Source organism: Paraburkholderia sp. UCT70, assembly GCF_050434085.1.
Lineage (GTDB): Bacteria > Pseudomonadota > Gammaproteobacteria > Burkholderiales > Burkholderiaceae > Paraburkholderia > Paraburkholderia tuberum.
In genome coordinates this window covers 192,717-217,077 of the sequence record NZ_JBNPVZ010000001.1, presented here as the reverse complement: position 1 = coordinate 217,077, position 24,361 = coordinate 192,717, and the positions used below count along the sequence as shown (strand labels likewise).

Annotated in this window: 20 protein-coding genes, 1 pseudogene and 1 other annotated feature; of the genes and pseudogenes, 13 read left to right on the top strand and 8 right to left on the bottom strand. The window is 60.9% G+C overall.

Going from position 1 to position 24,361, the window contains the following annotated elements; all coding sequences use genetic code 11:
- Positions 1 to 85: 85 nt before the first annotated feature.
- From OKW41_RS01110 to OKW41_RS01090, 5 genes and pseudogenes are all read left to right on the top strand, one after another.
- A pseudogene (locus OKW41_RS01110) lies at positions 86 to 931 on the top strand (HAD-IC family P-type ATPase).
- Positions 877 to 2,259 carry an HAD-IC family P-type ATPase gene (locus OKW41_RS01105; protein WP_429571244.1) on the top strand — a complete coding sequence of 461 codons (1,383 nt, stop codon included), beginning with the start codon at positions 877 to 879 and terminating at the stop codon, positions 2,257 to 2,259. The pseudogene OKW41_RS01110 and the gene OKW41_RS01105 overlap by 55 nt, the downstream one beginning before the upstream one ends.
- Positions 2,260 to 2,421: 162 nt before the next feature.
- Positions 2,422 to 4,062 (top strand): Na/Pi cotransporter family protein, encoded by a 1,641-nt coding sequence (locus OKW41_RS01100; RefSeq protein ID WP_429571243.1) that lies wholly within the window; start codon positions 2,422 to 2,424, stop codon positions 4,060 to 4,062.
- A 23-nt stretch (positions 4,063 to 4,085) separates the two neighbouring features.
- Positions 4,086 to 4,919 carry a polyphosphate kinase 2 gene (gene ppk2, locus OKW41_RS01095; protein ID WP_429571242.1) on the top strand — a complete coding sequence of 278 codons (834 nt, stop codon included), beginning with the start codon at positions 4,086 to 4,088 and terminating at the stop codon, positions 4,917 to 4,919.
- Between the two features lie 654 nt (positions 4,920 to 5,573).
- Positions 5,574 to 6,056, top strand: a complete 483-nt coding sequence (locus OKW41_RS01090) for a cupin domain-containing protein (RefSeq protein ID WP_429571241.1) — start codon at positions 5,574 to 5,576, stop codon at positions 6,054 to 6,056.
- Positions 6,057 to 6,410: 354 nt separating this feature from the next.
- Here the strand turns inward: OKW41_RS01090 and OKW41_RS01085 are convergent, their stop codons facing one another.
- On the bottom strand, positions 6,411 to 7,202 hold the full coding sequence (locus OKW41_RS01085; protein ID WP_429571240.1) for a hydroxyacylglutathione hydrolase: 792 nt from the start codon (positions 7,200 to 7,202) through the stop codon (positions 6,411 to 6,413).
- 689 nt (positions 7,203 to 7,891) lie between these two features.
- Here OKW41_RS01085 and OKW41_RS01080 point away from each other — a divergent pair.
- Positions 7,892 to 8,530 carry a putative quinol monooxygenase gene (locus OKW41_RS01080; protein WP_429571239.1) on the top strand — a complete coding sequence of 213 codons (639 nt, stop codon included), beginning with the start codon at positions 7,892 to 7,894 and terminating at the stop codon, positions 8,528 to 8,530.
- A 328-nt stretch (positions 8,531 to 8,858) separates the two neighbouring features.
- Here OKW41_RS01080 and OKW41_RS01075 read toward each other — a convergent pair whose 3' ends face one another.
- The 4 genes from OKW41_RS01075 to OKW41_RS01060 all read right to left on the bottom strand — a co-directional run bounded on the left by OKW41_RS01075 (position 8,859) and on the right by OKW41_RS01060 (position 12,999).
- The gene (locus OKW41_RS01075) at positions 8,859 to 9,800 is read right to left on the bottom strand and encodes a 3-hydroxyacyl-CoA dehydrogenase NAD-binding domain-containing protein (RefSeq protein ID WP_187630051.1); all 942 of its coding nucleotides are present in this window, start codon (positions 9,798 to 9,800) and stop codon (positions 8,859 to 8,861) included.
- A gap of 3 nt (positions 9,801 to 9,803) precedes the next feature.
- Positions 9,804 to 10,724, bottom strand: coding sequence for a 3-keto-5-aminohexanoate cleavage protein (locus tag OKW41_RS01070; RefSeq protein WP_187630050.1), 921 nt, complete (start codon positions 10,722 to 10,724; stop codon positions 9,804 to 9,806).
- A gap of 59 nt (positions 10,725 to 10,783) precedes the next feature.
- Positions 10,784 to 12,151, bottom strand: coding sequence for an MFS transporter (locus tag OKW41_RS01065; protein WP_429571238.1), 1,368 nt, complete (start codon positions 12,149 to 12,151; stop codon positions 10,784 to 10,786).
- A 143-nt stretch (positions 12,152 to 12,294) separates the two neighbouring features.
- On the bottom strand, positions 12,295 to 12,999 hold the full coding sequence (locus tag OKW41_RS01060; RefSeq protein ID WP_429354829.1) for a Crp/Fnr family transcriptional regulator: 705 nt from the start codon (positions 12,997 to 12,999) through the stop codon (positions 12,295 to 12,297).
- Between the two features lie 113 nt (positions 13,000 to 13,112).
- On the opposite strand from OKW41_RS01060, the gene OKW41_RS01055 reads away from it, so the two are divergent.
- Both OKW41_RS01055 and OKW41_RS01050 read left to right on the top strand, forming a co-directional pair.
- Positions 13,113 to 13,526: an acyl-CoA thioesterase gene (locus tag OKW41_RS01055; protein WP_187630047.1), complete on the top strand. Its 414-nt coding sequence runs from the start codon at positions 13,113 to 13,115 to the stop codon at positions 13,524 to 13,526.
- A gap of 35 nt (positions 13,527 to 13,561) precedes the next feature.
- Complete coding sequence (locus OKW41_RS01050; protein WP_429571237.1) at positions 13,562 to 14,335, top strand: SDR family oxidoreductase; 774 nt, start codon at positions 13,562 to 13,564, stop codon at positions 14,333 to 14,335.
- Between the two features lie 547 nt (positions 14,336 to 14,882).
- On the opposite strand, the gene OKW41_RS01045 is transcribed toward OKW41_RS01050, so the two are convergent.
- The gene (locus tag OKW41_RS01045) at positions 14,883 to 15,515 is read right to left on the bottom strand and encodes a class I SAM-dependent methyltransferase (RefSeq protein ID WP_429571236.1); all 633 of its coding nucleotides are present in this window, start codon (positions 15,513 to 15,515) and stop codon (positions 14,883 to 14,885) included.
- Between the two features lie 349 nt (positions 15,516 to 15,864).
- On the opposite strand from OKW41_RS01045, the gene OKW41_RS01040 reads away from it, so the two are divergent.
- Positions 15,865 to 16,428 carry a cysteine hydrolase family protein gene (locus OKW41_RS01040; protein WP_429571235.1) on the top strand — a complete coding sequence of 188 codons (564 nt, stop codon included), beginning with the start codon at positions 15,865 to 15,867 and terminating at the stop codon, positions 16,426 to 16,428.
- A gap of 501 nt (positions 16,429 to 16,929) precedes the next feature.
- Here OKW41_RS01040 and OKW41_RS01035 read toward each other — a convergent pair.
- Positions 16,930 to 17,913: a hypothetical protein gene (locus tag OKW41_RS01035; RefSeq protein ID WP_429571234.1), complete on the bottom strand. Its 984-nt coding sequence runs from the start codon at positions 17,911 to 17,913 to the stop codon at positions 16,930 to 16,932.
- A 542-nt stretch (positions 17,914 to 18,455) separates the two neighbouring features.
- On the opposite strand from OKW41_RS01035, the gene OKW41_RS01030 reads away from it, so the two are divergent.
- On the top strand, positions 18,456 to 19,313 hold the full coding sequence (locus tag OKW41_RS01030) for an IS4 family transposase (protein WP_429571233.1): 858 nt from the start codon (positions 18,456 to 18,458) through the stop codon (positions 19,311 to 19,313).
- On the opposite strand, the gene OKW41_RS01025 is transcribed toward OKW41_RS01030, so the two are convergent.
- A protein-coding gene (locus tag OKW41_RS01025) for an IS3 family transposase (RefSeq protein WP_429450707.1) occupies positions 19,297 to 20,432 on the bottom strand; the annotation gives its coding sequence in 2 pieces (ribosomal slippage) (positions 19,297 to 20,168 and positions 20,168 to 20,432; 1,137 coding nt in all). The genes OKW41_RS01030 and OKW41_RS01025 overlap by 17 nt on opposite strands.
- Here OKW41_RS01025 and OKW41_RS01020 point away from each other — a divergent pair.
- From OKW41_RS01020 to OKW41_RS01010, 3 genes are all read left to right on the top strand, one after another.
- Positions 20,406 to 21,122 carry an IS4 family transposase gene (locus OKW41_RS01020; RefSeq protein ID WP_429571232.1) on the top strand — a complete coding sequence of 239 codons (717 nt, stop codon included), beginning with the start codon at positions 20,406 to 20,408 and terminating at the stop codon, positions 21,120 to 21,122. The two genes, OKW41_RS01025 and OKW41_RS01020, sit on opposite strands and share 27 nt — an antisense overlap.
- A 70-nt stretch (positions 21,123 to 21,192) precedes the next feature.
- A protein-coding gene (locus tag OKW41_RS01015; RefSeq protein ID WP_429571231.1) for an IS3 family transposase occupies positions 21,193 to 22,424 on the top strand; the annotation gives its coding sequence in 2 pieces (ribosomal slippage) (positions 21,193 to 21,481 and positions 21,481 to 22,424; 1,233 coding nt in all).
- Positions 21,471 to 21,587 (top strand) — a sequence feature (AL1L pseudoknot). (Overlaps the previous gene by 117 nt.)
- Positions 22,425 to 22,665: 241 nt before the next feature.
- Positions 22,666 to 23,688, top strand: coding sequence for a hypothetical protein (locus tag OKW41_RS01010; protein WP_429571230.1), 1,023 nt, complete (start codon positions 22,666 to 22,668; stop codon positions 23,686 to 23,688).
- The last annotated feature ends 673 nt before the right edge of the window (positions 23,689 to 24,361 follow it).

Here is a 24,361-nt window from a genome sequence, read left to right as displayed (position 1 = left end):
GGGCCTGGGTATTCCGGAATCAGCTGAGTGACTTCAGAGATACGGTCCAAACCGCTTGCCGGAAGCTGGTAAGCAGAGTCTGTTGATGAAGTTTCTGGGCCAGTTCAACAACGTTCTGGTTTACGTCCTGCTAGGCGCCGGCTTTGTCAAGCTGATGCTCGGGTTGTGGATTGATGCGTCAATCATCCTCGGCGTCGTCGTCATCAATGCGTTGCTTGGGTTTATCCAGGAAGGCAAAGCCGAGAAGGCACTGGATTCGATTCGCAACATGCTGTCCGCCGAGGCGAGAACCCTGCGCGCAAGCGAAACCCGCATGATCGCATCGGACCAGCTTGTGCCGGGAGACGTGGTCCTTCTGGAGTCAGGCGACAAGGTTCCCGCCGATCTCCGGTTGATTGACGTCAAGAACCTGCGCATGGAAGAGGCGGCGCTGACTGGAGAATCGGTACCGAGCGACAAATCCGTCACGCCTGTCGCTGCCCATGCGACGGTCGGGGATCGCCATAGCATGGCCTACTCGGGAACGCTCGTCGTGTCCGGACGTGGCACCGGGCTCGTCGTTGCGACAGGAAGCGAAACCGAGCTCGGGCGCATCAATCAGATGCTGGCCGCGGTCAGTTCGCTCGAGACGCCGTTGCTGCGCCAGATCAAGTAATTCGGCTACGCCATTACCGCCGTCATTTTCGTGATCGGCGCGCTGGTGTTTGCTTACGGCCGATGGGTCGAGGGATTGCCGTTCGTCGAAATCTTTCAGGCTGTTGTCGGCATTGCGGTGTCGCTCATTCCGGAGGGCTTGCCTGCAATCATCACGATTACACTTGCCATCGGCGTGCAGCGCATGGCGCAACGCAACGCGTCATCCGCCGGCTCCCAGCGGTGGAAACGCTGGGTTCCGTATCGCGGATCTGCTCGGACAAGACCGGCACCCTGACACTGATGGAAATGATGGTCGTGTCGGCCGTCACCGCCGAGACCACCTATCAGGTTGAAGGCGATGGCTATGCACCCGATGGGCGAGTTCTGCGGGATGGCGCACCCGCGAATCAGGACCCGGTCCTCGATCTGATGGGGCGCGTGTCGATGCTCTGCAACGACGCGGAGCTGCGCAAGGTGGAGGGCGTCTGGAAGGTCGAAGGCGATCCGACGGAGGGGGCGCTGTACCCGTTCGCGACCAAGATCGGCCTTGAGCGGCAGGCACAGCAGACGGCTTATCGTCGCGTCGACGCGATTCCCTTCGAGTCCGAGCACCGCTTTATGGCGACGCTCAACGAAGCGCCGGACGGCGGCCAGCTTCTCCTCGTCAAGGGGGCGCCCGAAGTCATCCTCGAGCATTGCGACCGGCAACAGACGAGGGACGGCCCGCAGCCGATCGATCTTGCCCATTTTCTGAAGGCCTCGGACCAGCTTGCGGCCCAGGCGAACAACCAGGTCGTGGCGATGACCGGTGACGGGGTGAACGATGCACCTGCCCTGAAGAAGGCCGACATCGGTGTAGCGATGGGCATCAAGGGCACGGAGGTCACCAAGGAAGCCGCCGAGATGGTGCTTGCCGACGACAATTTCGCGTCGATCACGGCCGCTGTCCGCGAGGGGCGAACGGTCTACAACAACATCGAGAAGGCGATTCTCTTCATGCTGCCGACCAACGTCGCGCAGGCGGCCGTCATCATGGTGGCGATCCTGGTGGGCTTCACCATGCCGATCACGGCGCCTCAGGTGCTCTGGGTCAACATGGTGACGTCGGTTGCACTGGGTCTTGTCATTTCCTTCGAGCCACACGAACTGGACGTCATGCGCCGTCCGCCGGGCGTAGCAGGTCGTCCCATCCTGACCAGGTTTGGGATCTGGCGGGTGATTTTCGTCGGGTTGAGTCTGCTGGCATTGACGCTGTGGTCGTTCTTCTGGATGAAGGCGCAAGATGCGCCAGACGAGCTTGCGCGCACGGTTGCGGTCAACACGCTGACGATCGGTCAGATTTTCTATCTGCTCAATACCCGTTATCTGGTCGATTCCTCGCTGTCGATCACGGCGCATCTTGGCAATCGATATCTGCCGATGGGGATCGGTGCACTCGTCGTCCTCCAGCTTTTGTTTACCTACGCGTTGCCGCTTCAGGATCTGTTCGGCACGATGGCCATTCCACTTCGAATCTGGCCACGGCTGTTTCTCGGCGGCTTTGTGTTCTTCCTCGTCGTCGAGGCCGAGAAATGGATCATTCGCAGGTGGCGTGCGTCGAAGCCGGCCCTGGCGACGACGTAACCGATGCCGCACGCAGCGGCCTGAGGTGCAGGGCGGCAGACCGGAAGGATCGGCAGCCGCCCGGCGACGCTCCTTCTCAGGAATGCGCGACATGACAAAAGGCGAAGCAAGATGACTCCTTCACCCGCGGAAGTCGAACTGGTCAAGCTGAACCTGGTTCAGATGTTCGGGCTTCTGATCGGTGGCCTCGCGCTTTTCCTTCTCGGTCTGGAGTTCATGACGGGCGGCCTGAAGGCCATCGCCGGATCGAGACTGCAGGCGCTGCTGGGCATGCTGACCTCGAACCGGTTCCGCGGGGTGCTGGCCGGCGCCGTCGTGACCGCCCTGCTGAATTCATCGACCATTACCACGGTCCTGATGGTCGGGTTCGTTTCCGCCGGGTTGATGACGTTGGCCCAGTCGGTGCCGATGATCATGGGCGCGAACATCGGCTCGACAGTTACCGCGCAGATCATCGCGTTCGACGTTTCGAAACTGACGCCGTTCATGCTGGCCCTGGGCTTTCTGCTGCACGCGTTCGGGCGGCGCGACCTGCTGCGGCAGTTGGGCGGTGTGATTCTCGGGCTGGGCCTGCTGTTTCTGGGCATCCAGATGATGGGCGACGCGACGCGCCCGATGCGCACGTTCCAGCCTTTCATCGACGCGATGCAGAATATGGAGAACCCGCTGCTGGGCATTGTGGTGGGCGCTGTCTTCACCGCCGTGGTTCAAAGCTCCGCGGCGACGCTGGCCATTGTGATCGCGCTGGGGGCACAGGGCCTGATGCCGCTCGAGGCCGGCATCGCCCTGATTCTGGGCGCCAACGTCGGCACGTGCGGAACGGCGCTACTCGCCGGGATTGGAAAATCGGCCGAGGCGGTCCAGGTTGGCGTGGTGCATTTCATCTTCAATATGCTGGGCATCCTGTTCTGGGTGTTCTTCATCCCGCAGATGGCGGATCTGGTTCGGCACATTTCGCCGTCCTACCCTGATCTGCAAGGGATGGCCAGACTGGCGGCCGAAACGCCGCGCCAGGTCGCCAACACCCACACGATATTCAGCGTGGTTAGCACGTTGATCCTGATCTGGTTCACCGGGCCGATCGCGCGGCTTGCCCAGTTCATCGTGCCGAAGCGGGCGCAGGAGGCCAAACGGGCAGGCGATCCGGTCTATCTGGACGAATCGTCCCTGACGGCGCCTTCGCTCGGGCTTCAGCGGGTACGCCTCGAGCTGACGCGGCTGGGTCAACAGGTTCTGGAAGTCGTTCGCAGCGGCTCGAACATGATTTCTAGCGGAACTATCGAGGAGATCAACTTTCTGCTGGACCAGGACAAGGAAACCGACCGGCTGGCTGCCGAAATTCTTCACTATATCGGCCACCTGTCGCAGGTGGAGCACTCGGAGGACGAAGGCCAGCAGATGGTCAGGTTCACGCAGATTGCGTCCAACCTGGAAAGCATCAGCGGCATTGTCGGGACCAATCTGGTGTCCGTCAGCCAGCAAAGATTGACGCACCAGATCGACCTCGCGCGATTGCGCGATGAGGCGACGGTGCGATTCGCGGACACCGTGATCCGGAATCTCGAACAGGCCATCGGCACGATCAGCGATCCCAAGGCGAGCGAAGCGGCGGAGGTCATTGCGGCGAAGGCCGAGATCGAAAGGATGGCGGCAACGGCGCGCCAGGTGGTGCTTGCCAAACTTCAACTGGCTGACAAATCCGACGTGCTGAGTTTCCGGCTGACGATGGACCTGATCGAGCACGGCAGGCAGATTGCGCAGTTTGCGAGGGCGATAGCGAAGACCGCGGAAGAATTCCGCTAGTACATTCAGTCGATGGTGAAATCATGGGCCATGGAACAGACACGAAGTCCAGCCGGCGCGAAAGTCCGCAGTCGGCGGCGAAGACGAAGCTCTCGCGGCAGGAGTATGACGCGAAAATAGCGGAGCTCCATGTCGAGCTGGTGAAACTGCAGTTCTGGGCGAAGCATACGGGAGCGAGGATCATCGTGATCTTCGAAGGGCGGGACGCGGCTGGCAAGGGCGGTGTGATCAAGCGGATCACGGAGCGTGTCAGCCCGCGCGTGTTCCGCGTCGTCGCGCTGCCGGCACCGTCGGAACGGCAGCGCACGCAGATCTATTTTCAGCGCTACTTCGAGCATCTTCCCGCGGGCGGGGAGATCGTGATTTTCGACCGAAGCTGGTACAACCGCGCGGGAGTCGAGAAGGTCATGGGCTTCTGCACGGACAACGAGTATCAGCGCTTTCTCAGACTCTGTCCGGCGTGGGAAAAGGACATCATCGATGCCGGCGTGACCCTGATCAAATACTGGTTCGAGGTCAGCAAGGAAGAGCAGACCCGCCGGTTCTCGGAGCGCATTATCGACGGCCGCAAGACCTGGAAGCTGAGTCCTATGGATATGGAGTCGCACAGGCGGTGGTACGACTACTCGCGCGCGCGCGATGCGATGTTCGCGGCCACCGACACGAAAACATCGCCGTGGTACGTTGTCGACGCCGACGACAAACGGCGCGCGCGATTGAACTGCATCGCGCATTTCCTGAGCCTCATCCCTTATGAGGAAATCGAGCGCCTCAAAGTCGATCTACCGCCGAGGCAAAAGGCCAAAGGGTACAGGGAGCCCGATTATCCCTATAACCGGATTCCGGAAAAGTACTGAACGGCTATATTGAACCGTAAGCGACTCACAACGGCCGTCGGTGACTTTCACGCGCGCGTCGATGATGATGGTCTAACGGAGAGATCGGGGTAGATCCTGGCCGCGATCTCTAATCATGGACCGGATTTATCTGGATCTCCCCGGATTGCCGTCCTAACGTGGCGCGACTTGCAAAGGCTCCCATCCAACTGTCGAGGGTTCTGAGGTCCGCACAGGGTCGCCTCCGGGTATAGGCTTCCTCCGAAGCGGCCATTCATCGAGCGTGGAGCGCGATCAGTGCGGACTATCTATATTGGCCGATGAAGTAACATTCGTCTTCGCCAATCGAACTGCCGTTTACTGGGCGGAGCCGACGTCTGACCGTCCGAGCGACGCGACCGGCGAATGACGCTTCCTGGCCGATTCCGGAAATCGAGCGGCCTCCGGTGATCGTCGGCCGCACCGCCGCGTCGAACTTCCGTAGCCGACCCTGAGCCGACGGTGGACCCAGCAGCACATATTCGGCAGCGTCCAAACTACAGCTGCCATTCACTCCTGCCAGTCGCTCGGCGGGTCATCGGCCGAAGTGGCCATGGCCGAGATTGGCCGCGAGTCACGGCTAACGTCCGCTCCTAAACCGCTATTATCGATGTTCGCCCTAAAGGAGAACAACCGATGAGCCGACCAGATTTCATCAAACACTGGACTGAACTCGAAGAACCGGATGCGCATTCCTATCGCGCCGATACCGAGCTAATGGCGCTAGACGCGCCGCTTTCCGCCGCACTCGGCATTACGCGGATTGGCATTCATCATGTGAGGCTTCTGCCCGGCCGGCGGACGTCATATCCGCACGCCGAAAGTACCGAGCAGGAGTTTGTGTACGTGCTCGAGGGCAAGCCCGATGTCTGGATCGACGGCGTGCTGCATCCCATTGCTGAAGGCGATTCCGTCGCGTTTCCGGCAGGCACCGGAATCTGCCACACCTTCATCAACAATACGAAGGACGAAGTCAGGCTGATGGTGATCGGTGAACGTCCGCGCGACGACAACCGTGTTCGTTACCCGCTCAACGAAGCGCACGAACTTACCCGCGCGGACCGCTGGGTGGACTGGCCCGCTAGACCACTCGGCGACCATAACGGGATGCCGGACTGAAGCTTACGCGGATGACCGCAATGGCCGATGAAGCACAATTCGTCCTCGCGAATTGAATGGCCGCTTGCTGGGTGGATCCGACATCTGAACGTCCGCGCAACGATGCGGGCGAATGACGCTTCATGGCCGCAGGTAGCCTTTCGCCCGATACCCGCCTTCGATCCAACAGAGGCGTCCTTCGCTCCAGTTGAAAGCAAACGCTCGTTGGAGCGTCTCGTTGGCCGGGGCCGGCTTCCGCGAGGGACTGCTTTGGCGAGGTTGAACGCGGAGGTTCAGCCCCCTCTACCTTCGATGGTGCGGTCTACACAGAAATGGCCCGATGCGGTGAGCGGCAGCGCTTCGCGCCCTGATGCATCACCATCTGTTGCGCAACTCGCGAAGCTTGAGAAACACCGTCCTGGGATCGGGTTTTTCCGGGAGATCCGGGAAGCTTTCCCGCAACCTGGCGATCACGCTTGCGCTTGTGAGCCGGAAGAAGGTGTTGAATTGCTCTTCGTCCTTGAGCGTGGTGACGATCGAGGTCTTCGGGTCATGACCGGCCACGCGGGGAAGCAGGGCCCGGGCAGCGGCGTTTTCCGGCTCGAGCGACAACGTGAACCTCAGATTGTTCTCGATGTAGTCATGCCCGGGGTAGATCTTTGTGTCGTCCGGCAGTTTGGCGAGCTGGCCCACAAACGTGGCATACAGCTCGCCCGGATCGCCGCCGTTGTGGCAATTGCCGGCGCCCGCATTGAAAAGGGTGTCGCCGGAAAACAGCGCCGGCTGGTCGGTATGTGATCGCAGGCAGACGTGACACATGGTGTGGCCCGGCGTGTCCATGCATTCAAGTTCGACCCGCTTCCCGACCCTGATGATGTCTCCGGCCTTGACGCCGCGGTCCACCCCCGTAATGCGAGCGCCGGCCCTGAAATGAGCAAGCAGTCTGGCGCCCGTGGCCGCGACCATCGCTTCGTTGCCGCCGGTGTGGTCCCGATGCTCGTGGGTGTTGAGGATCTGCGTGATCTGCCACCCCTTGGCCTTCGCGGCGGCGAGGCACTTTTCATGGTCCAGCGGATCGATGGCAAGTGCTTCGCCGGTTTCCGGACATGCAATCAGGTAGTTGAAGTTGCGGTAGGCATTGCCAGTCCAGATACGCTCGACGATCATCGTGTGCTCCCGAGGGCTTGCTGCCGACGAACAGGCATAGGGCGCAAGCCATGTTACCGACCTGAAGCCCATGGAACCGGATCGCCGCCGGGGCAACCCGTAGGCTTCGATCTTTCGAATATGGTAGCAGCGGTCGTCCAACGCCTGTTGGGATTGCTCTAGCCAAGACAGCCGGAGCCTCGTCAGACGACATTTCCGCGGGTCACCGGGCCCGAGACGGCTCATACTGCAGATGTGTCCGTGACCGGAGGCGCCAGGCTAGAGGGAGTTCGAGCTTGCGCGGCTCACCCGGCGTGCGGCGCTCTTACGCTCTTCGCGGCGCAGCATGAGTACCTTAACTGCTCATCCCACTCGGATCCACGTCGCTCGGGGCGTCGGCAGGCTCCCGCTCCTGACTTGCCGACGTGTCGCCAGCGAGCTCGTCTAGGGGCAGCTGCCAGAGACGTAAGGGCAAGCCGGTTCCAGCGATCCCGCCTGGAACGGCGAGGCGAAATCCACTATCGTGTCAGTTGAGGTGCATTGCAGGCGCGCAGGATCCCCGGGCGAGATGTCTCGCCCGATGCCGCCGGCGACGATCGCAGGACCGAAGCTGTCCTCTGGAGCGCTGCGCGGCGCTGCTGGCTTGTTAGCGTCGAAGGACTGCACGCTCAACGCGCTCACGGTCGGTCGATCACGGATGGAGGTGTCTCATGGGCACTAAAGGTCTGCTCGTCAGGTTGGAAGTCAAGGCCGGCTACGACGACGCCAGGGCGGAAGACGTCCTGCGCTCGGCTCTCGCGATGGGTCGGGCGGAAGCCGCAACGACCGCGTGGTTCGCGATCAGATTCGGGCGATCGGAGTACGGCATCTTCGACGTGTTCCCAGACGATGCCGGCCGCGAGGCGCATCTGGCGGGGCCAGTTACACAAGCGCTGCTGGATGCCGGCGGCAGCGTGTTTGCCGGGGCGCCGCTGATTCAGGAGCTCGACGTCCTGGCCGACAAGTTGCCTGCAACATCATCGGGCGAGCCGGTCACGAAGGCGCTGCTCCTCACGTTCAAGGCAAAGGCGGGCCATGAGTCGCAGGTCGCGCAGTTCCTTCGCGACGCGCAAGCACTCGTGGAGCAGGAACCCAAGACCATTGCCTGGTTTGCCATCCGCCTTGACGACAGTCACTTCGGCATCTTTGACGTCTTCCCCGACAACGGCGGTCGGTTTGCGCACTTGACGGGTCATGTTCCGCGGGAACTCGCCAAGCATTCGCTGTCATTGCTGGGCAGCGTGCCGGATATCGGAATGCTCGACGTTGTCGACGCAAAATGGGCCGACCAGTCTGCGGGGGCACGGTGACGGTCCAGCAGACGGCGAACGAGGCCTGATAGGGAACCTTCCCCAAAGGTCGGAATCTGCCTCCGGTCGTATCGTCAGGGACAGCGCAAAAAGTCTTACAGTGAATATCGCGTTGCACGGCGGTTCCCGGCCCCGAGAGTTTTCAGGCAAGACCGTCCGTGTTCGACCCATTTCCGACGGTCGGGTGGTCGCGGTTCCAACGGCAGGTATCAGTGTGGAACTGCCATACCGCGGGACGAGCAGGATCTTTTCTGCCGCAATAATGGCAGATCAATGTATGTCACAGAGATCTGCATCCAAATCCCGCTCATCTTCAGGTACCGTCCGGCTAGGGGATCTGAGAAAGATTTCGCTTCGCCTCCAGTAGTTGAATCAGCAATTGATCGCGCTGGCGAAGCATCTCAGGAAAGTCGTACGACTGCAGTTCCGTATTGACGCCGCTTGCAATCGACTCGATGTAGTCGTCTGTCTCGGGATACTTGCCCAGGTCTCTGGCCCACTCGCGCTGGGCCGCACCCAGGTGCTGGAGGACATGGGTGATGCCACCGGATCCCCCGGAAGCGTGAAGGTTGAGAAACGGACCGAGCAGTGCCCAGCGCAGGCCTGGGCCGTAGGAGATCGCCGCGTCGACGTCCTCCACAGAGACGACCCCGCGCTGTACCAGGCTGATGGCCTCCTGCCATATCGCCACCTGCAGACGGTTGGCGATATGACCTTTGACTTCTTTGCTGATCCTGATGACCTTCTTGCCCGTTGAGGAATAGAACGCCATGGCCTTCGCGATGTTCTCGGGCGAGGTAAGCCGGCCGCCACCGACCTCGACCAACGGCATGATGTGGACCGGGTTGAATGGATGCCCCAGGACGATTCGTTCCGGGTGCTTCGCGCCCGTCTGAATCTCGCTGATTGCCAGCCCCGACGAAGACGACGCAATGATCGCATCCGACCTTGCCGCCGATTCGATACTCGCGATCAACGCGTGCTTGACATCCAGCCGCTCCGGGCCGCTTTCCTGAATGAAATCGGCATTGCGCACAGCCGCGCCCATGTCAGTCGTGAACGTCAGCTTGTCCCGCGAGACGCCGTTTGCCAGTCCGAGCCTCTCGACCACAGGCCAACTATCGTCGATCCAGTCGCGCAGGCGCGACTCGGCTCCTTGACCGGGATCCGTCGCCGTGACAGTGAAACCATGAGCCAGGAAGTGGGTCGCCCAAGCTGCGCCGATAACACCGGTGCCGACTATGGCGACGTTGACGTCTCGCGTTGCCATTGCCTAACCCTCCAGGCAGGCAGCGCTGAGCGTTTCGCGCAACGGCCGCAGTCCAATGATCTCGCGTGCCTCAGCCGGCGTGGCAGGCTCGTAACCCATCTCGCGCACCAGGCGAACGAGCCGTTCGACCAGTTGCACATTGGTGGCCAACTCACCGTGCCTGTAGTACAGGTTGTCTTCGAGCCCGACGCGCACGTGCCCGCCCAGCAATAGCGAGTTCATCGCGGCGGGCAACTGCGCCGCGCCGATGGCGCTGACGTTGAAGACGGTGTTACGGGGCAGGTGGTCGACCATCGTTTGCAACAGCCGGGGCGTGTACGGCAACGCGCCCTGGAACGCATTGGCGCCGATCACGATATTGATGAAGTGCGGTGCGTCGTCGAGTCCCTCGTTGATGGCGCGCTGAACATCCTGGACGATGTCGGCAAGGCCGAACACCTCCCATTCGGGCTTGATGCCTCGTTCTTTCATCATCGCGGCAATCTGCCGGATTCGCGAGGGCGGCGTCGCCACCAGGATCTCCTTGCCGCTGAAGCTTGCGATCACGGTCTGCGCATCGAGCGTGCACATCTCGACGCCGTCACCCTGCATACCCTTCAGGCGTTCTTCCCACTGGATCTCCCACAGGCCGTTGTCGAGTTCGCGAACCATGTCGCCGTTGATGCCGCCGCCGGTGGAGTTGTTCAGGATGATGTCGCATTTGTCGCGAATCAGCCGGTTGATGTGGCTATAGATTGCCGGATCGCAGGTGGCCTCGTCATCGGGACGTCGCGCATGGACTGCGACGACACTGGCGCCCGCGTTGTAGCAGCGGTAGGTGTCCTCAGCGATCTCGCGCGGCTGGGTCGGCAGGTTCGGGTTCATTTGCTTGTTGGCCATGCCGCCGGTCGGGGCAACGGTCACGATGACTTTGGGCTTGCTCATGGTGGTCTACTCCAGAGTTGAAATTGATCTAAAGAACGGGATTGGCTGGGACGAGTCGATCAGTGCACGTTCGCGCCATCGCCGGGGCCCACGCGGACTGCGCGCTTTGGCAGCCCCAGCAGGATCGTCAGACCGCCGCCGATGACAACCGCGGTCAAGGCCAGCAGACCCATCTGGATGCTGCCGGTCGCGCCCTTTATCCAACCGATCAGCGTCGGGCTGACGAAGCCGCCAAGGATGCCCAGTGAGCTGATTACGGCGATGCCGGCTGCGGCCGCATCGCGCCCAAGGTAGGTCGGGGGAATCGACCAGAACAGCGAGCCGCCACCAAAGATGAAGAACGAGGCCACGCACAGCAGGACCATCACCGGTACGACGGCGGTGCCGAGGAAGGAGGTGCAGGCCAGGACCACCGCGCCGAAGACCAGGGTTCCCCCGACGTGCCAGCGACGCTCCTTAAAACGATCCGAGCTGCGGCTGATGACGAGAACACCCAGCGCGCCGAAGATGTAGGGCACTGCCGTGTACCAGCCGATCGTGGCGATCGGGGCGATGCCGAGCCCTTTGATCATGGTCGGCAACCAGAACGTAAGCGTGTAGACGGCGCAAGCGCAGCAGAAATAGACGAATGCGAGCACGTAGGTCTTCGGGTCAGCCAGCGCCGCCGCGAGCCGGCCATGATGCGGAGCCCTGGTCTCGCCGCCGTGGTCGGCATCGAGGACCGACCGTACCAGCACCTTCTCCGCGTCGTTCAGCCACGGGGCGCGGCCTGGCCGGTCCGGCAGCATGCAATACAGCAGAATCCCCAGCAGGACCGTCGGCAGGCCTTCGACGAGGAACAGCCATTGCCAGCCATGCATGCCGCCAAGGCCCTCCATGCGGCTCATGATCGTTCCCGACAGCGGGCCGCCCAGGACGCCCGTGATCGGCATGCCGAACAGGAACAGACCCGTCACGCGGCCGCGGCGCTGGCTCGGATACCAGTAGGTCAGATACAGAATGATTCCGGGGAAGAAGCCCGCTTCGAACAAGCCGAGCAGCAGCCTGATTCCATAGAACTCCCACGGCTCGGTGACGAACGCGGTCGCCGCGGACGTGAGGCCCCACAGCACCATGATCCTCACGAAGGTGAGTCGCGCCCCGATCTTCTCGAGCAGCAGATTGCTGGGCACCTCGAACAGCAGATAGGTCACGAAGAAAATGCCCGCGCCGAGTCCATATACCGCGTCGGAGAACGCGAGGTCCTGCTTCATCTGCAACTGCGCGTAGCCAATGTTGATGCGGTCGAGGAACGCGCAGACGTAGGCGATCAGAATGAGAGGCATCACGCGCCAACTGATCTTTCGAAAGACGGCGTCTTCCGCTATCTGATCCGACGGACTCTCGACGAGCGCGATTGCGGTGGGCAGGGAATGGGCGCGATTCATTGCGTGTCTCCGGGTCTTGTATGACACGCATTATTTCGGGCGACCCTTCCCGCGACTGTCGATGGCGCGACAGTTGGGGTCAGCGTAAACACCTGGCCATCCGGGGATGCGGATGCCGCAACGACGAAGAAAGGCAGACGCCGCTATCTGGCCAACGCGTGGAGCCGGGGCAAATCCAGCACGACGATGCCGCCGTACTCGGTGCGCACGAGCCCCGCGTTCTTGAAGCGAGTCATTGCCTTGTTGCACGTCTGACGCGACACAGCGGCGAGGTTGGCGAGCTCTTCCTGGGACAGCGGCAGATGTCCCGCGCCGCTCGGATTGGACAGCGGTAGCACCATACCCACCAGCGCTCTGGCGACGAGACTGTCGGTGTCGAGCAGTCCGTGCGCGGCGACGGCGCCCATGAACCAGTGCAGACGCTCGTTGACCTGGAGCAGCAAAAATTCGTTGAACGAGGGTTGGTGCTCGCGAAGCCAATTGAAGGTTGCGCGCGGAATCTGCGCGACTCGGCTGTCGCGCAACGCGATCAGATCCGATTCGCGCGGCGCGTTGCGAATCAGCGTGCCTTCGCCGAACCAACTGCCGACCGACTGTCCGCCCAAGGTCACCGTTTGGCCGTCGCGCGCAGTGATCGACCACTTGATGAGGCCTTCGAGCATGCCGAACCAGGCGTGTTGTCGTTCGCCGTGATGCCCTAGCGCCTGACCGGTTGCGACGGCGCGCTCCGACGCATCGGCGCGCACGCGGGACTTCGTGGGTTCGTCGAGCCTCGCGAACCACGGCGATTGGGCGAGCAGTTCGTCGAGCGTCAGCGACACCGTGGCGATCCGCTTTTGCCTCGTCATTGCCGTCCCTCCGGGCGGCGCGCACGGCAGCCGATGCGAAATGTCGCCGCGCTGACAGTGTCGCGCGGGCAATGCACGCACAATGGTTGAACTGAAAGCAGGAGCATATACCCGTGAGTAAAGAAACTGTCTATCGTATCGACGTGCAATTCGGCGATTGCGACCCGGCCGGAATCGTTTTTTTTCCGAACTTTTCGCGCTGGATGGACGCCGCATCGCACGATTATTTTATACAGTGCGGCCTGCCGCCGTGGCGGGAAATGCAAGCGCTGCCCAACTGCATCGGCGCGCCGCTGTTAGAGATCCACACTCGTTTTCACACCTCGGCGACTTACGGTGAAAGTCTCGAGTTGCATACCCGCACTGAGGAATGGCGAGGCAAAGTGTTTATCCAAAGCCATCGCATCATGCGCGACGATACCCTGATCTGTGAGGGTAACGCGACGCGTGCTTTGTGTGTCAAGCAGGACGACGGACGTCTGAAGGCCGTCGGTGTCCCTGAATTCATACGTGCCGCGTGCGCCTGAGCGGCGAGCATGATCAAGTCAGAAAGGAGGGTTGCATGACCACATCGAAAGGCCGGCGCGTGCTGGTGACCGCTGGCGCCGGGGGTATCGGGCGCGCGATCACGGAAGCCTTCGTAGCGGCAGGCGCTACCGTTCACGTCTGCGACATCGACGAAGCCGCGCTTGAACAGATCCAGGCGCAATTGCCGCGCGTGACGGCTTCGGTGTGCGACATCGCAGATCGCGCGGCGGCTTCGCGCATGGTCGCGGAGGCCGCGTCCGCCTTGGGCGGTTTGGATGTCCTGATCAACAACGCAGGCATTGCGGGACCGACAGCGAGTGTTGCGGACATGGATCCGGATGCCTGGGAAGCAGTACTGCGTTTGAATCTCACCGGTACGTTCACGGTCACGCAACAAGCCATCGCTCACTTGAAGCAATCGCGCGCGGGCGTCATTCTGATCATGTCGTCGCTGGCTGGCCGCTTCGGCTACCCAAACCGCAGCCCCTACGCAACGACCAAGTGGGGCCTCATTGGATTCACCAAGACCTTGTCGCGTGAGTTGGGAGAGTTTGACATACGCGTCAACGCGATCTTGCCAGGCGCCGTTGAAGGGCCACGTATTCAGCAAGTGCTGGCGGGCCGAGCATCAGCCAGCGGCCGCTCCGTCGCGCAGGAAGAGGCGGCCGCCCTCGCCAATCAGTCCGTCAAACATTTCGTGGATCCGGCGGAGATCGGGGCGCTCGCTGTCTTCCTGGCATCCGATGCCGGACGTTCCATTTCCGGCCAAATGATCCCAATTGATGGAGATTCGCAAAGCGCATCTTGAGGTCAAGTAAACGTCCGTGAATACCTGATAGTCACCAGGCCAGTCACGCCCGACGCGTCCGCTTGTGGTTTAGCTGCTCTCGTTGGCGTTCTGCTCGGGTGACGCTAGCTCATGGACTTCAACTTCAGCATCATGATCCCGTTGAAAATGAGAACCCTCAGACGGCCGCTTGTTGTCTGATGATGCCAGTTAGCAAACATCGACACAGCAATCAATAGCAGCCTCACACCTTCCGATCGGCGACTTGGCATTGGCCGATGAAGCAACGTTCGATGTCGCGAATTGAACGGCCGTTTCCTGGATAGAACCGACGCCTGAACGTCCGAGCGACGGCGCACGCGAATGTCGGCTCCTGGCCGCCCTCTGCGTGTCGCGGCCGACGACAGGCGTCCCCGCTTCTGCCGATTGTCTGAGATCCACGACTGGCCGTTTCTCTGCGCGATGGACACTGTTGCAAATCGGCTGCTTTGCGCTGCATCAAAGCGGCTTGAGCGCAAGCATCTGCCAAGCCCAACGCGGGCATACTGTGGAACAGCCCCCTGGCGTTTCAGGCAACCGGCTTGCGCCACACGCTGGCTAGCCACGGCTGCCGCTCACGCGGCAAGCCGGCGGGCCGGTAATAGTGCTCAATTTCGACGAAGCCTGTGTCCGCCATATATCGGCGCCATGCTTCGAGATCATGGAAGACGCCGTAGCGGCCGTGGCTCCAGCCTTCCTGATTCGTGCCGCGCGGGTTGGAGCTGAACAGCACGCCGCCGGGCTTCAGCGTCGCGTGCAATTGCCGCAACACGCGCGGCAACGCCTGACTCGGGACATGGAACAGCGCGGCGTTGGCGAAAATGCCGTCAAAGTGCGCGGCCGGCAAATCGAGATGCAGGAAATCCTGCTGCCAGACGTCGCAGCCAGTCGCGTCACGCGCCATCGCAACGAAGCGCTCGGCGCCATCGAGGCCGACCGCGCAATGGCCGAGTGTAGTGAAGGCCTTGAGATCTCGCCCCGGCCCGCAGCCGAAATCCAGGATCGTAAGAGGCGGCTCGACTTCGATATGGTGCAGCAGCGCCGCGATGTTCTGCGTGACGTCGTGGTCGTACGTGCCGTTGCGGAAATCTTCCGCGTGCGCGTCGTAGTGCTGCAACGTGACGGCACTGATTTTATCGAGGTCGCGGGGGTCGAGTTCCATGCGGGAAGTATATCTCGGGGCATTTCCCGCACGACTGCGTCGTACTTCCGGTGTCATCAGTCGTGGTCGGTTGCGTGCCGAACAGGATGAACAACGCGATTCCGTGTGCGCAACTGATTCCTCTCGGGTTTCCGAGGAAAGCGCACGGTATCAGGCGAACGGCTGGAGATGGCCGTACCTTGCCGATCGTCGTGCGATCCACCCGTGCGTGCCACGAGCGGCAGCACGCGACCCGTTACGGGCATTGGCCTTTCATATGCGAATGTCCGTTGAACCTGCGAGCAGCAGCCACTCGCGTTATCGAAATTAAATCTGGCAAGATGTGCTTTTCCACGAAAGGCATCTCCCTATGACTACGCTTGCCAATCGCCCAAACACCGCGCTGATCGTTATCGATCTTCAGAACGGAGTTGTCGAGAACGCGTATCGACGCAACGAAGTGCTCAGTGCCGTCAATATGCTCATCGAGCGCGCGCGTCGTGCGCACGTGCCGGTTGTCTGGGTCCGCCACAGCGACGAAGAGCTGGCAGCGAGCAGCGCAGCGTGGCAGATCGTTGCAGAACTCTCTCCAGCGTCCGGTGAAGCGATTATCGAAAAAAGCTATCGCGACGCATTTGAAGGTACTGAACTAGAACAGTTGCTGTCGACGCTGGGTGTCGGCAAACTCATTGTGACCGGTGCCCAAACGGATATGTGCATCCGCTCGACGTTGCACGGCGCACTTGTGCGCGGCTATGACGCAACTTTGGTCAGCGACGCGCATACGACGGAAGACATGACGCGATGGGGTGCGCCGCCGCCAGATGGTGTGATCAAACACACTAATCTGTACTGGAGCAATCAACGCGCGCCAGGCCGCGTGGGCGGAGTCGTCGAGAGTCGTGACGTCGATTTCTCATGCTGTGGTTCCTGAAAGGCGACCGTTGGTAGACCGATTCGCGCGGCGGCTGAGTGGCCGATAACCCGTTCGAATCGGGCATCGTCTTCGTTGGCATGACTGCCCGCTCCTGGCCGGCTAGCGCCCCATGACCGAGCGCCGCGATCGCCGCGGGCGCGGCCTCTAGCGCAAGGGCATAGGGCCACCCGGTTCTGTCGACTAGCTAGGCGCTAGGTCTACGGCTGCTCACAGGGGTACAACAGCCGCTCGCTGCACCGGATGCTAGCTTACCGCCAACCGCTGTGAGCCCGCACACCGGGCCTGGCCCATGGTGTCTGTGGAGAATCCTTAGAAGATCGCATGGAGCTCATGCTGACAGCCAACCATCAGGGTGAGGCCGCGGCGAGCGCTCTAGGGCTCGACACGGCTTGCCGCTACTGCGCTCGCTACCTGACTCCCACGCGGGCTTTTCAAACCGCGGAATTCCTAGGCCGCCCACAGAGTGTGCGACAACGGACGGCAGCAAAAAGGGAGTCCTTAAGGCTGCGCCAGCGTTGCGACGTGCATCGTGAAGGGCATTTCGGTATTCGTACTATGCCACGTCGGGACCGCGTGCTCCGGGCGGTTGCCGACGGAGCCCAGCAGCCCCAGCGCGTCGATGGTGCCAAGGAATTGCTCATATTCGCCGACAGCTGGCTGCTCAGCGATGCTGCATGCAAAGGTCAGAACCCTGAGACGGCTCAGCTTTTCCTCCTCCAGGTCCGCGATAGCGTTCTCGATGACGAGCGCCCCTTTACTGTGTCCAACCAGCGTCCTGATGTGGTCGGTGTGTTTCAGAACGGAATGAAGTACGTCAGAAGAGCCGCTGCCATGCTGGAACACTGGAGCCTCGGTTGGGGCCGTTTTCGCTCCCGGCACGGTCGCGACCAGACTCCTTCCTACAGATGCGGCTCCCGGCAACAACACCGCCAGTGTGTTCTGAAGAGGCTGCTTCATCCAGTACGTAAAAATTCCGAACCCCAGGAAACCACCCAGTGCCTGCTGGACGACGTCAGCTAATCCGTAGCCGGGAACAACGCCTGCCACGGGCTTTCCCATTGCGCGGGAAACATTCCACGCCAAGGCCGCAGATCCGAGGGCGGAGCTTCCCACGCCACTTACCGAGATTGAGTCAATACGGCTCACGCCGTCTTTGGCGCGGAGGAACTCGGAGACATCGAAGAAGCACTGGATGTGAGGAGTCGTGCTGGCGTCAACGATAACAATGGCACCCTCTGGGTTTGCTAACGCGCTCAGGTCGACCTCTTGAAGCGCTCGAGCAAACTGCGCGCAGAAGTCACAGGGGCCGTGGATGGTCACGTCCAAACCGTCGAGTTTCATCGCGCGATGAAAAGCAGTGACGTCATAGAAGACCATATCAATGAGCGTATTGGCGAACCGAAGCGAGTTGATGAGCGGCTTGATCTGCGCGCGCTGCACCTCGAAATCGGACAGTTTGAAGGGCTCGTATACAGTAGCCATGGGGATGCTCACAGAATGCGCGACCATACGCCTTTCTGCCGTCACGTATCACACTCCCAATGATCCGCAGGGCTGAGACAACTGCGCTGGTACGTGGAGCGTTCCTTCGGCTAGGGAGCAGGCCGACTCGCACAAAGGTAGTTAACCCTGAAGCATTGCGGCGGCCAATCTACGTGCTAGGGCCGCCATGCATTGCGCGATCGCTCCACTGGCATCCGGCAGGTTCCAGAGTAAGCCCAGCAACTCCAACGACAGGCTTGTGGTCGGGCGACCGGCAGCATCTGGCCGAACCCAGCCCGATGCGGACCTCGATCTACCGCCGCTCGATGCCGATATGCGACCGGCATAAAGCGACCCGTCTCTGCCGCTCGACCCCACACGACTTTAACGGCCGCTTCGAACGAGCGACGGTGAACCGCCCCGGATTTGGTCTCAGGATTACCCATAAGTCGCTCGCGACTGTGCGATTGAAGGGCGATGGCTTGTAAACGGTGACGACCGATGTTAACTTTGATCCGGTTCGTGATCTGTGATGTCGGGCATTGTCGGACACATCTGACCTTGATGATTGGGCAAATGAAGAGTTTGGCGCCGCCGAGCTCGGCGACGCTCGCCTGACCAGACGGCTCGTGACGCTGGCACGCAAGCTTTCGTTGGGCCCACATTGCTCTTTTCCGCAGTCGTTCAATGGTTCGGAGCTGAAGGCGGCATATCGTTTTTTCGACAACCCGCACGTGGATGTCGATGGCGTGCTGGGTGGGCACATCGGTCAAACGCTGTGTCGTATGCAACAGGTGCCAGTCGTCCTTGCTGTTCAGGACACCACCGAGTTCAATTTGTCTCATCTGCGGGCAACCGAAGGTCTGGGATATGGCTCCGATCCACATGTGCGTGGTTTCCTGATACACAGTCTGCTTGCGCTCACGCCAGAGGGGCTGCCACTCGGGGTGATCGGGATGAAGACCTGGATACGCAGGCACGAGGAGTTGGGCAAGAAACATCTGCGTGGGCAACGAACCGTACAACAGAAAGAGAGCGCGAAATGGCTCGAAGGCATCGAGCAACTGGGCGTACTCAAGACGCACTGTCCGTGCACGCATGTCATCGGCGTGAGCGACCGTGAAGGCGATGTCTATGACGTGTTCCTGGCGCAGCGGCCTGCCGGTGTCGACTGGTTGGTGCGCGCGTCGTGGAACCGACGCGTTGCTCACCCCGATCGATATTTGTGGGAAACCGTGCTGGCCTCGCCAGTGCTTGGAGAGGCGCAACTGCAGGTGCCTGCACGCGAAAACCGCCAGGCACGCACCGCACGGCTGGTTGTGAGAGGTGGCCTCGCTTGTTCGGACAGGTTCTCGATATTTTTAAGTGGAACGTCCGGGGCAGTCATGCTGCCAATTTGATCGCAGGCAGTGTTGCGAAGTATGCCTCATCCGGCGTGCGGTCTTCCAGACTCGAATGAGGCCGTCTCTGGTTGTACAGATTGATGTAATCGCCGATTGAGCGCCGGGCGTGGCCTACCGATTCATAGGCTTTCAGATACACCTCTTCATATTTCACGCTTCGCCACACGCGCTCGACGAACACGTTGTCTCGCCAGGCACCTTTGCCGTCCATCGACAAGCGGATGCCCCGGCTGAGCACGGCCTCGGTGAACGCTATCGCGGTGAACTGGCTGCCCTGGTCGGTATTGACGATCTCAGGTTGCCCGTACTTCGCGAACGCTTCTTCCAACGCCTCGACAGCGTGCATCGCCTCCATCGTGATCGCTACGCGGTGGGCCAGTACCTTCCGGCTGGCCCAGTCCACCACGGCGGTCAGATACACGAAGCCGCGCGCCATCGGGATATAACTGGTATCCAGTGCCCAGACCTGGTTTGCCCGACTGATCGTCATGCCCCGTAGCAGATACGGCCAGATCTTGTGCTGCGCATTGCGTCGGCTCGTATTCGGCTTGCAATACAGCGCCTCGATACCCATGCGCTTCATCAGCGTGCGCACGTGCCGACGGCCAATCTCGTGTCCCTCGCGACGCAGCAGTCGCGCCAGCATCCGCGCTCCGGCAAACGGAAACTCCATGTGCAGTTCATCGATCCGGCGCATCAGCAACTGGTCTGCGTTGCTCACCGGTTGCGCCCGGTAATACACGCTCGATCTTGCGATACCAACGAGTCGCGCCTGCTGCGAGACCGGCAATGCGTGTGTACGATCGATCATCGCTTTGCGCTCAGCAATCCCGCCTTGTTGAGCGCGCCGCTTAAAAAATCGTTCTCCAGCGTGAGCTGGCCGATCTTCGCATGTAGCTCCTTCAAATCGACTTGCGGCTCGCTCGACGCCGTGCCGCCTGCGCCAAACACGTCGGCGGCACGTTCCTGCAACTGCCGCTTCCATTCGGTGATCTGGTTCGGGTGCACATCGAACTGCTGCGCTAATTCGGCTAGCGTCCGCTCGCCCTTGACCGCCGCCATCGCCACTTTCGCTTTGAACGCGGCTGAGTGCGTCCGTCGGGTTCTCTTCGTCATCTTCCTGGTTCCTTTGTCGGCATTATCGCCGGCTCAGGCCCCGAGCGTTCCACTTATCCGACTGTCCGAATTTGCGCGCCCACCTCTGTGCGCTGCATGCCCGTACGCCTTCGTCCGCCGCAAAATCGTCGTCGCGAGAAGCTTCCCCAAATTGAAGTGTTTGCAATTCATGCACAGGAAACGAACTTAGACGAAGGAGCAGAGCCATTGGAATGGCTTCTACTGACTTCGGTGCCTACGCAAACACACGCAGAGGCCCTCGAGCGTCTTGCATGGTATGCGCGCCGATGGACGATTGAATCGTGGCATCGTGTGCTTAAAAGTGGCTGTCGCATTGAAGCCCGCCAATTTGGCAATCTCGATCGATTCGTCCGCGCCACCGCATTGTTCGCCGTCGTAAGCTGGAGGATCCTGTACTCCATGTTGCTTGCCAGGCTTGATGGCAACCTGCCATGCGAAGTATTGCTGCAGCCAATCGAGTGGCGAGCCCTCTACTGTCGTACGCATGGCAGTACCGAAATACCTGATAAACCGCCGTCACTCGCGCAGGTCATCTTGTGGATCGCCAGACTCGGCGGATATCTCGCTCGAAAGCATGATCGTCCACCTGGTCCTACCGTCATCTGGCGTGGATTTCTTGTCCTGCACGAAATCACGATGATGTACCGAATATTCAGGCAAAACGAATAGCACCATCACATTACTTGTGGGTAATCCTGAGGGATTTGGTGGAGGCTCCAACTCTTGAGAGAATGGAGCCATGAACAAGTCGAACAAATTTTCTGCTGAAGTCCGGGAACGTGCAGTGCGCATGGTGCAAGAGCATCGGGGCGAGTATCCGTCACAGTGGGCGGCGATCGAATCCATCGCCCCCAAGATCGGCTGCACGAGCCAGACATTGCTGGGGTGGGTCAAACGAGATGAAGTCGATAGCGGCGAGCGCGAGGGCGTGAGCACGTCGGAACGCGAACGTCTTAAGGCACTGGAGCGCGAAGTCAAGGAACTGCGCCGCGCCAACGAGATTCTGAAACTGGCGAGTGCGTTTTTCGCCCAGGCGGAGCTCGACCGCCGCCTGAAGTCCTGAAGGCCTTCATCGATCAGCATCGAGACACCTTCGGGGTCGAGCCGATCTGCAAGGTCTTGCGGATTGCCCCGTCGGGCTACCGGCGCCATGCTGCGCAGCTTCGCGATCCGTCGCGCCGCTGTGCACGTGCGATACGCGATGAACGCCTGCGGCCTGAGATCCAGCGTGTCTGGCAAGCCAACATGCGTGTCTACGGAGCGGATAAAGTCTGGAAGCAGATGAACCGGGAGCGCATTGCGGTGGCTCGCTGTACGGTCGAACGGCTGATGAAGCAACTGGGTTTGCGTGGCGTAACGCGAGGCAAACGTGTTCGCACGACCATTGCCGATGCGGCGGCCGCTCGCCCGCTGGATCGGGTCAACCGGCAGTTCAGGGCGGACCGGCCAAACGAGCTCTGGGTTTCTGATTTCACCTATGTCTCGACGTGGCAGGGCTGGCTCTACGTGGCCTTCGTGATCGACGTGTTCGCCCGACGGATTGTCGGCTGGCGCGTCAGTTCGTCGATGACTACAGACTTCGTTCTGGATGCACTTGAACAGGCACTTTATGCGCGGCGCCCAGGCGGAGATGGAACGTTGATACATCACTCCGACAGAGGCTCGCAATACGTCAGCATTCGCTATAGCGAGCGACTGGCCGAAGCGGGCATCGAGCCCTCGGTTGGTAGCCGTGGCGACAGTTACGACAACGCACTGGCCGAGACAATCAACGGTTTGTACAAGGCCGAACTGATTCATCGCCGCACCTGGAAAACACGCGAGTCCGTCGAGTTGGCAACGCTGGAATGGGTGGCCTGGTTCAATCATCATCGATTGATGGAACCCATCGGCTACATCCCGCCGGCTGAAGCTGAGGCAAACTACTATCGGCAACTTGAAACATCGGTCGCCGAACCCGCATTAACTTAAACCAACCAGCCTCCACGATTCCCGGGGCGGTTCACGGTCGTAGGGCAGTTGGGTCGGCAGCCAAGTGACTCGGCGGCCTGAGCGGTAATTTAGCGCAAATCTGGTCGGCGAATGTCGAGCCGAAGATGGCAGCAAAAAATCTATCGTCGCGTTCGAAATGACTTGACCACTACAACTCAACAACCTATCGTTTTTTCACATTTATCTGACCACCACATTATTCAGGCAGTGCGGGGGCAGCATGAGCAAGCTGACGGACAGCATCAACACTTTTGTGACGGGCGACCTGGTGTTTACGCGCTACCCGCCCACCACCCGGCAGCCGATCCACGTCACCGTGTTCCTCGAGCCGCGCCACGGCCTCGGCCGGAGCTACGTTCACGCGGGCGCGCAGCAGCTGGAGATCGCGGACGTCGCGACCTACGCGGATGACAAGGGCGCCGGCGGATACCTGCACGCCCATCCGACGGATAACGTGCTGCGCTCCCGCACGGCCGAAATCGCGCAGATGTTCGCGCAAACCGTCAAGCGCACGCCCTACGGCAACTACCCTTCGTCGGCGGACTTCCAGCGCTTGCAGCTCCTCGTCGAGAGCCCCCACGCGAGCCGTTTCACGGGCATGGTGCGCACGACCGACTTCGGCCAAATCCCGTTCGAGTTCCCGGCGCTCGTGCGGCTGCTCAAATGGACGCTGCGCGCGATCGACAACGCGCCGCTCAGCGAGAACCGCGGCATCACCTGCGCAGCCTTTGTATCGATATGCCACCAGGTGGCGCGAATGCTCATCTTCTTCGACGACGTTGGCCTCACGTGGCAGCCCGAGAAGATCCGTAACTGCTTGCAGAAGCTCAACGGGCTCGTCGAGTCCAAGGCCTCGCTGCGCGCTGAACTCGAGAAGATCGGCGAGGACCCCACGCGGAACAACAAGCCCATCTACCGCGATCAGGCCTATCGCGAGCACTCCAACCGCAAGCTCACGCCAGCCGGCAAGAGCGAGCTCGCTAGCAAAAGGGCGAACGTCGCCTACGACAGCGTGCCCGACGAGGCGCGCAAGCGATTGAAGAAGAACGCCCCGTCGTCCGAACTCGAGGGATATTGGCTCGTCATCCAGACCGAATGGCTCGGCATCAATGCGGCTATCACGAAATCGCTGCAAGACATCCTTGGCGACTTCTTCTTCGACGCCAAGTACGTGAGCTCGCCCATCCTGTCGCAACGCGTGCAGACCATCGGCTGGCGCACGGTGGCTTTCAACGCCTACTGATCTCCGGGGCTCAGGGCGCGGCGATGCCGGACGGCGTCCTCAAACAAGGCAGATCCGTCCCTCGAAGCGGCAAACGCTCGAGCATCGCGGTGCCCGTTCGTCGAACCGACGACCTAAACCGTCGCGCACCATCCAGGTTCCCGAGCGGCGAGCGACATCGATCGGAGTCGCTTGACATAGGAGCGTCTACGCGTTTGCCGAACGGTTCTTCCTGAACCGGAAAAGTGGAACGTGTTTGGCAGCGCGAAACGGGTGCATGTCCCGCCACTGTCAGACTGGCAGAACGCTCCCAGTCTGACAGTATCTATCTATCGATGAAAGGCGGGACGGACTACCTATAATGGCCGACGACGCCACCGGACATGATCCACGCACGAACGTCCGGTGTCGGAGGCGGAGCCGACATGCGAATGTCCTTGTGAAACCGCGGGCCAATGGCCGTAGATGGCCGAACCCAGCCCGATGCGGACCTCGATCTACCGCCGCTCGATGCCGATATGCGACCGGAATAAAGCGACCCATTGCCGACAGTCGGGTCGTCGCGGTGCCAACGGCAGGTATCAGAGTAAAGCGGCCATACCGCGCCTTCAACTATGAACTCGTCTTCGGTCCGTCACCACTCAATAGTCATTGTGGCGGCTGGTGGTTGAACCATTGTCGCCTCAATGCAACG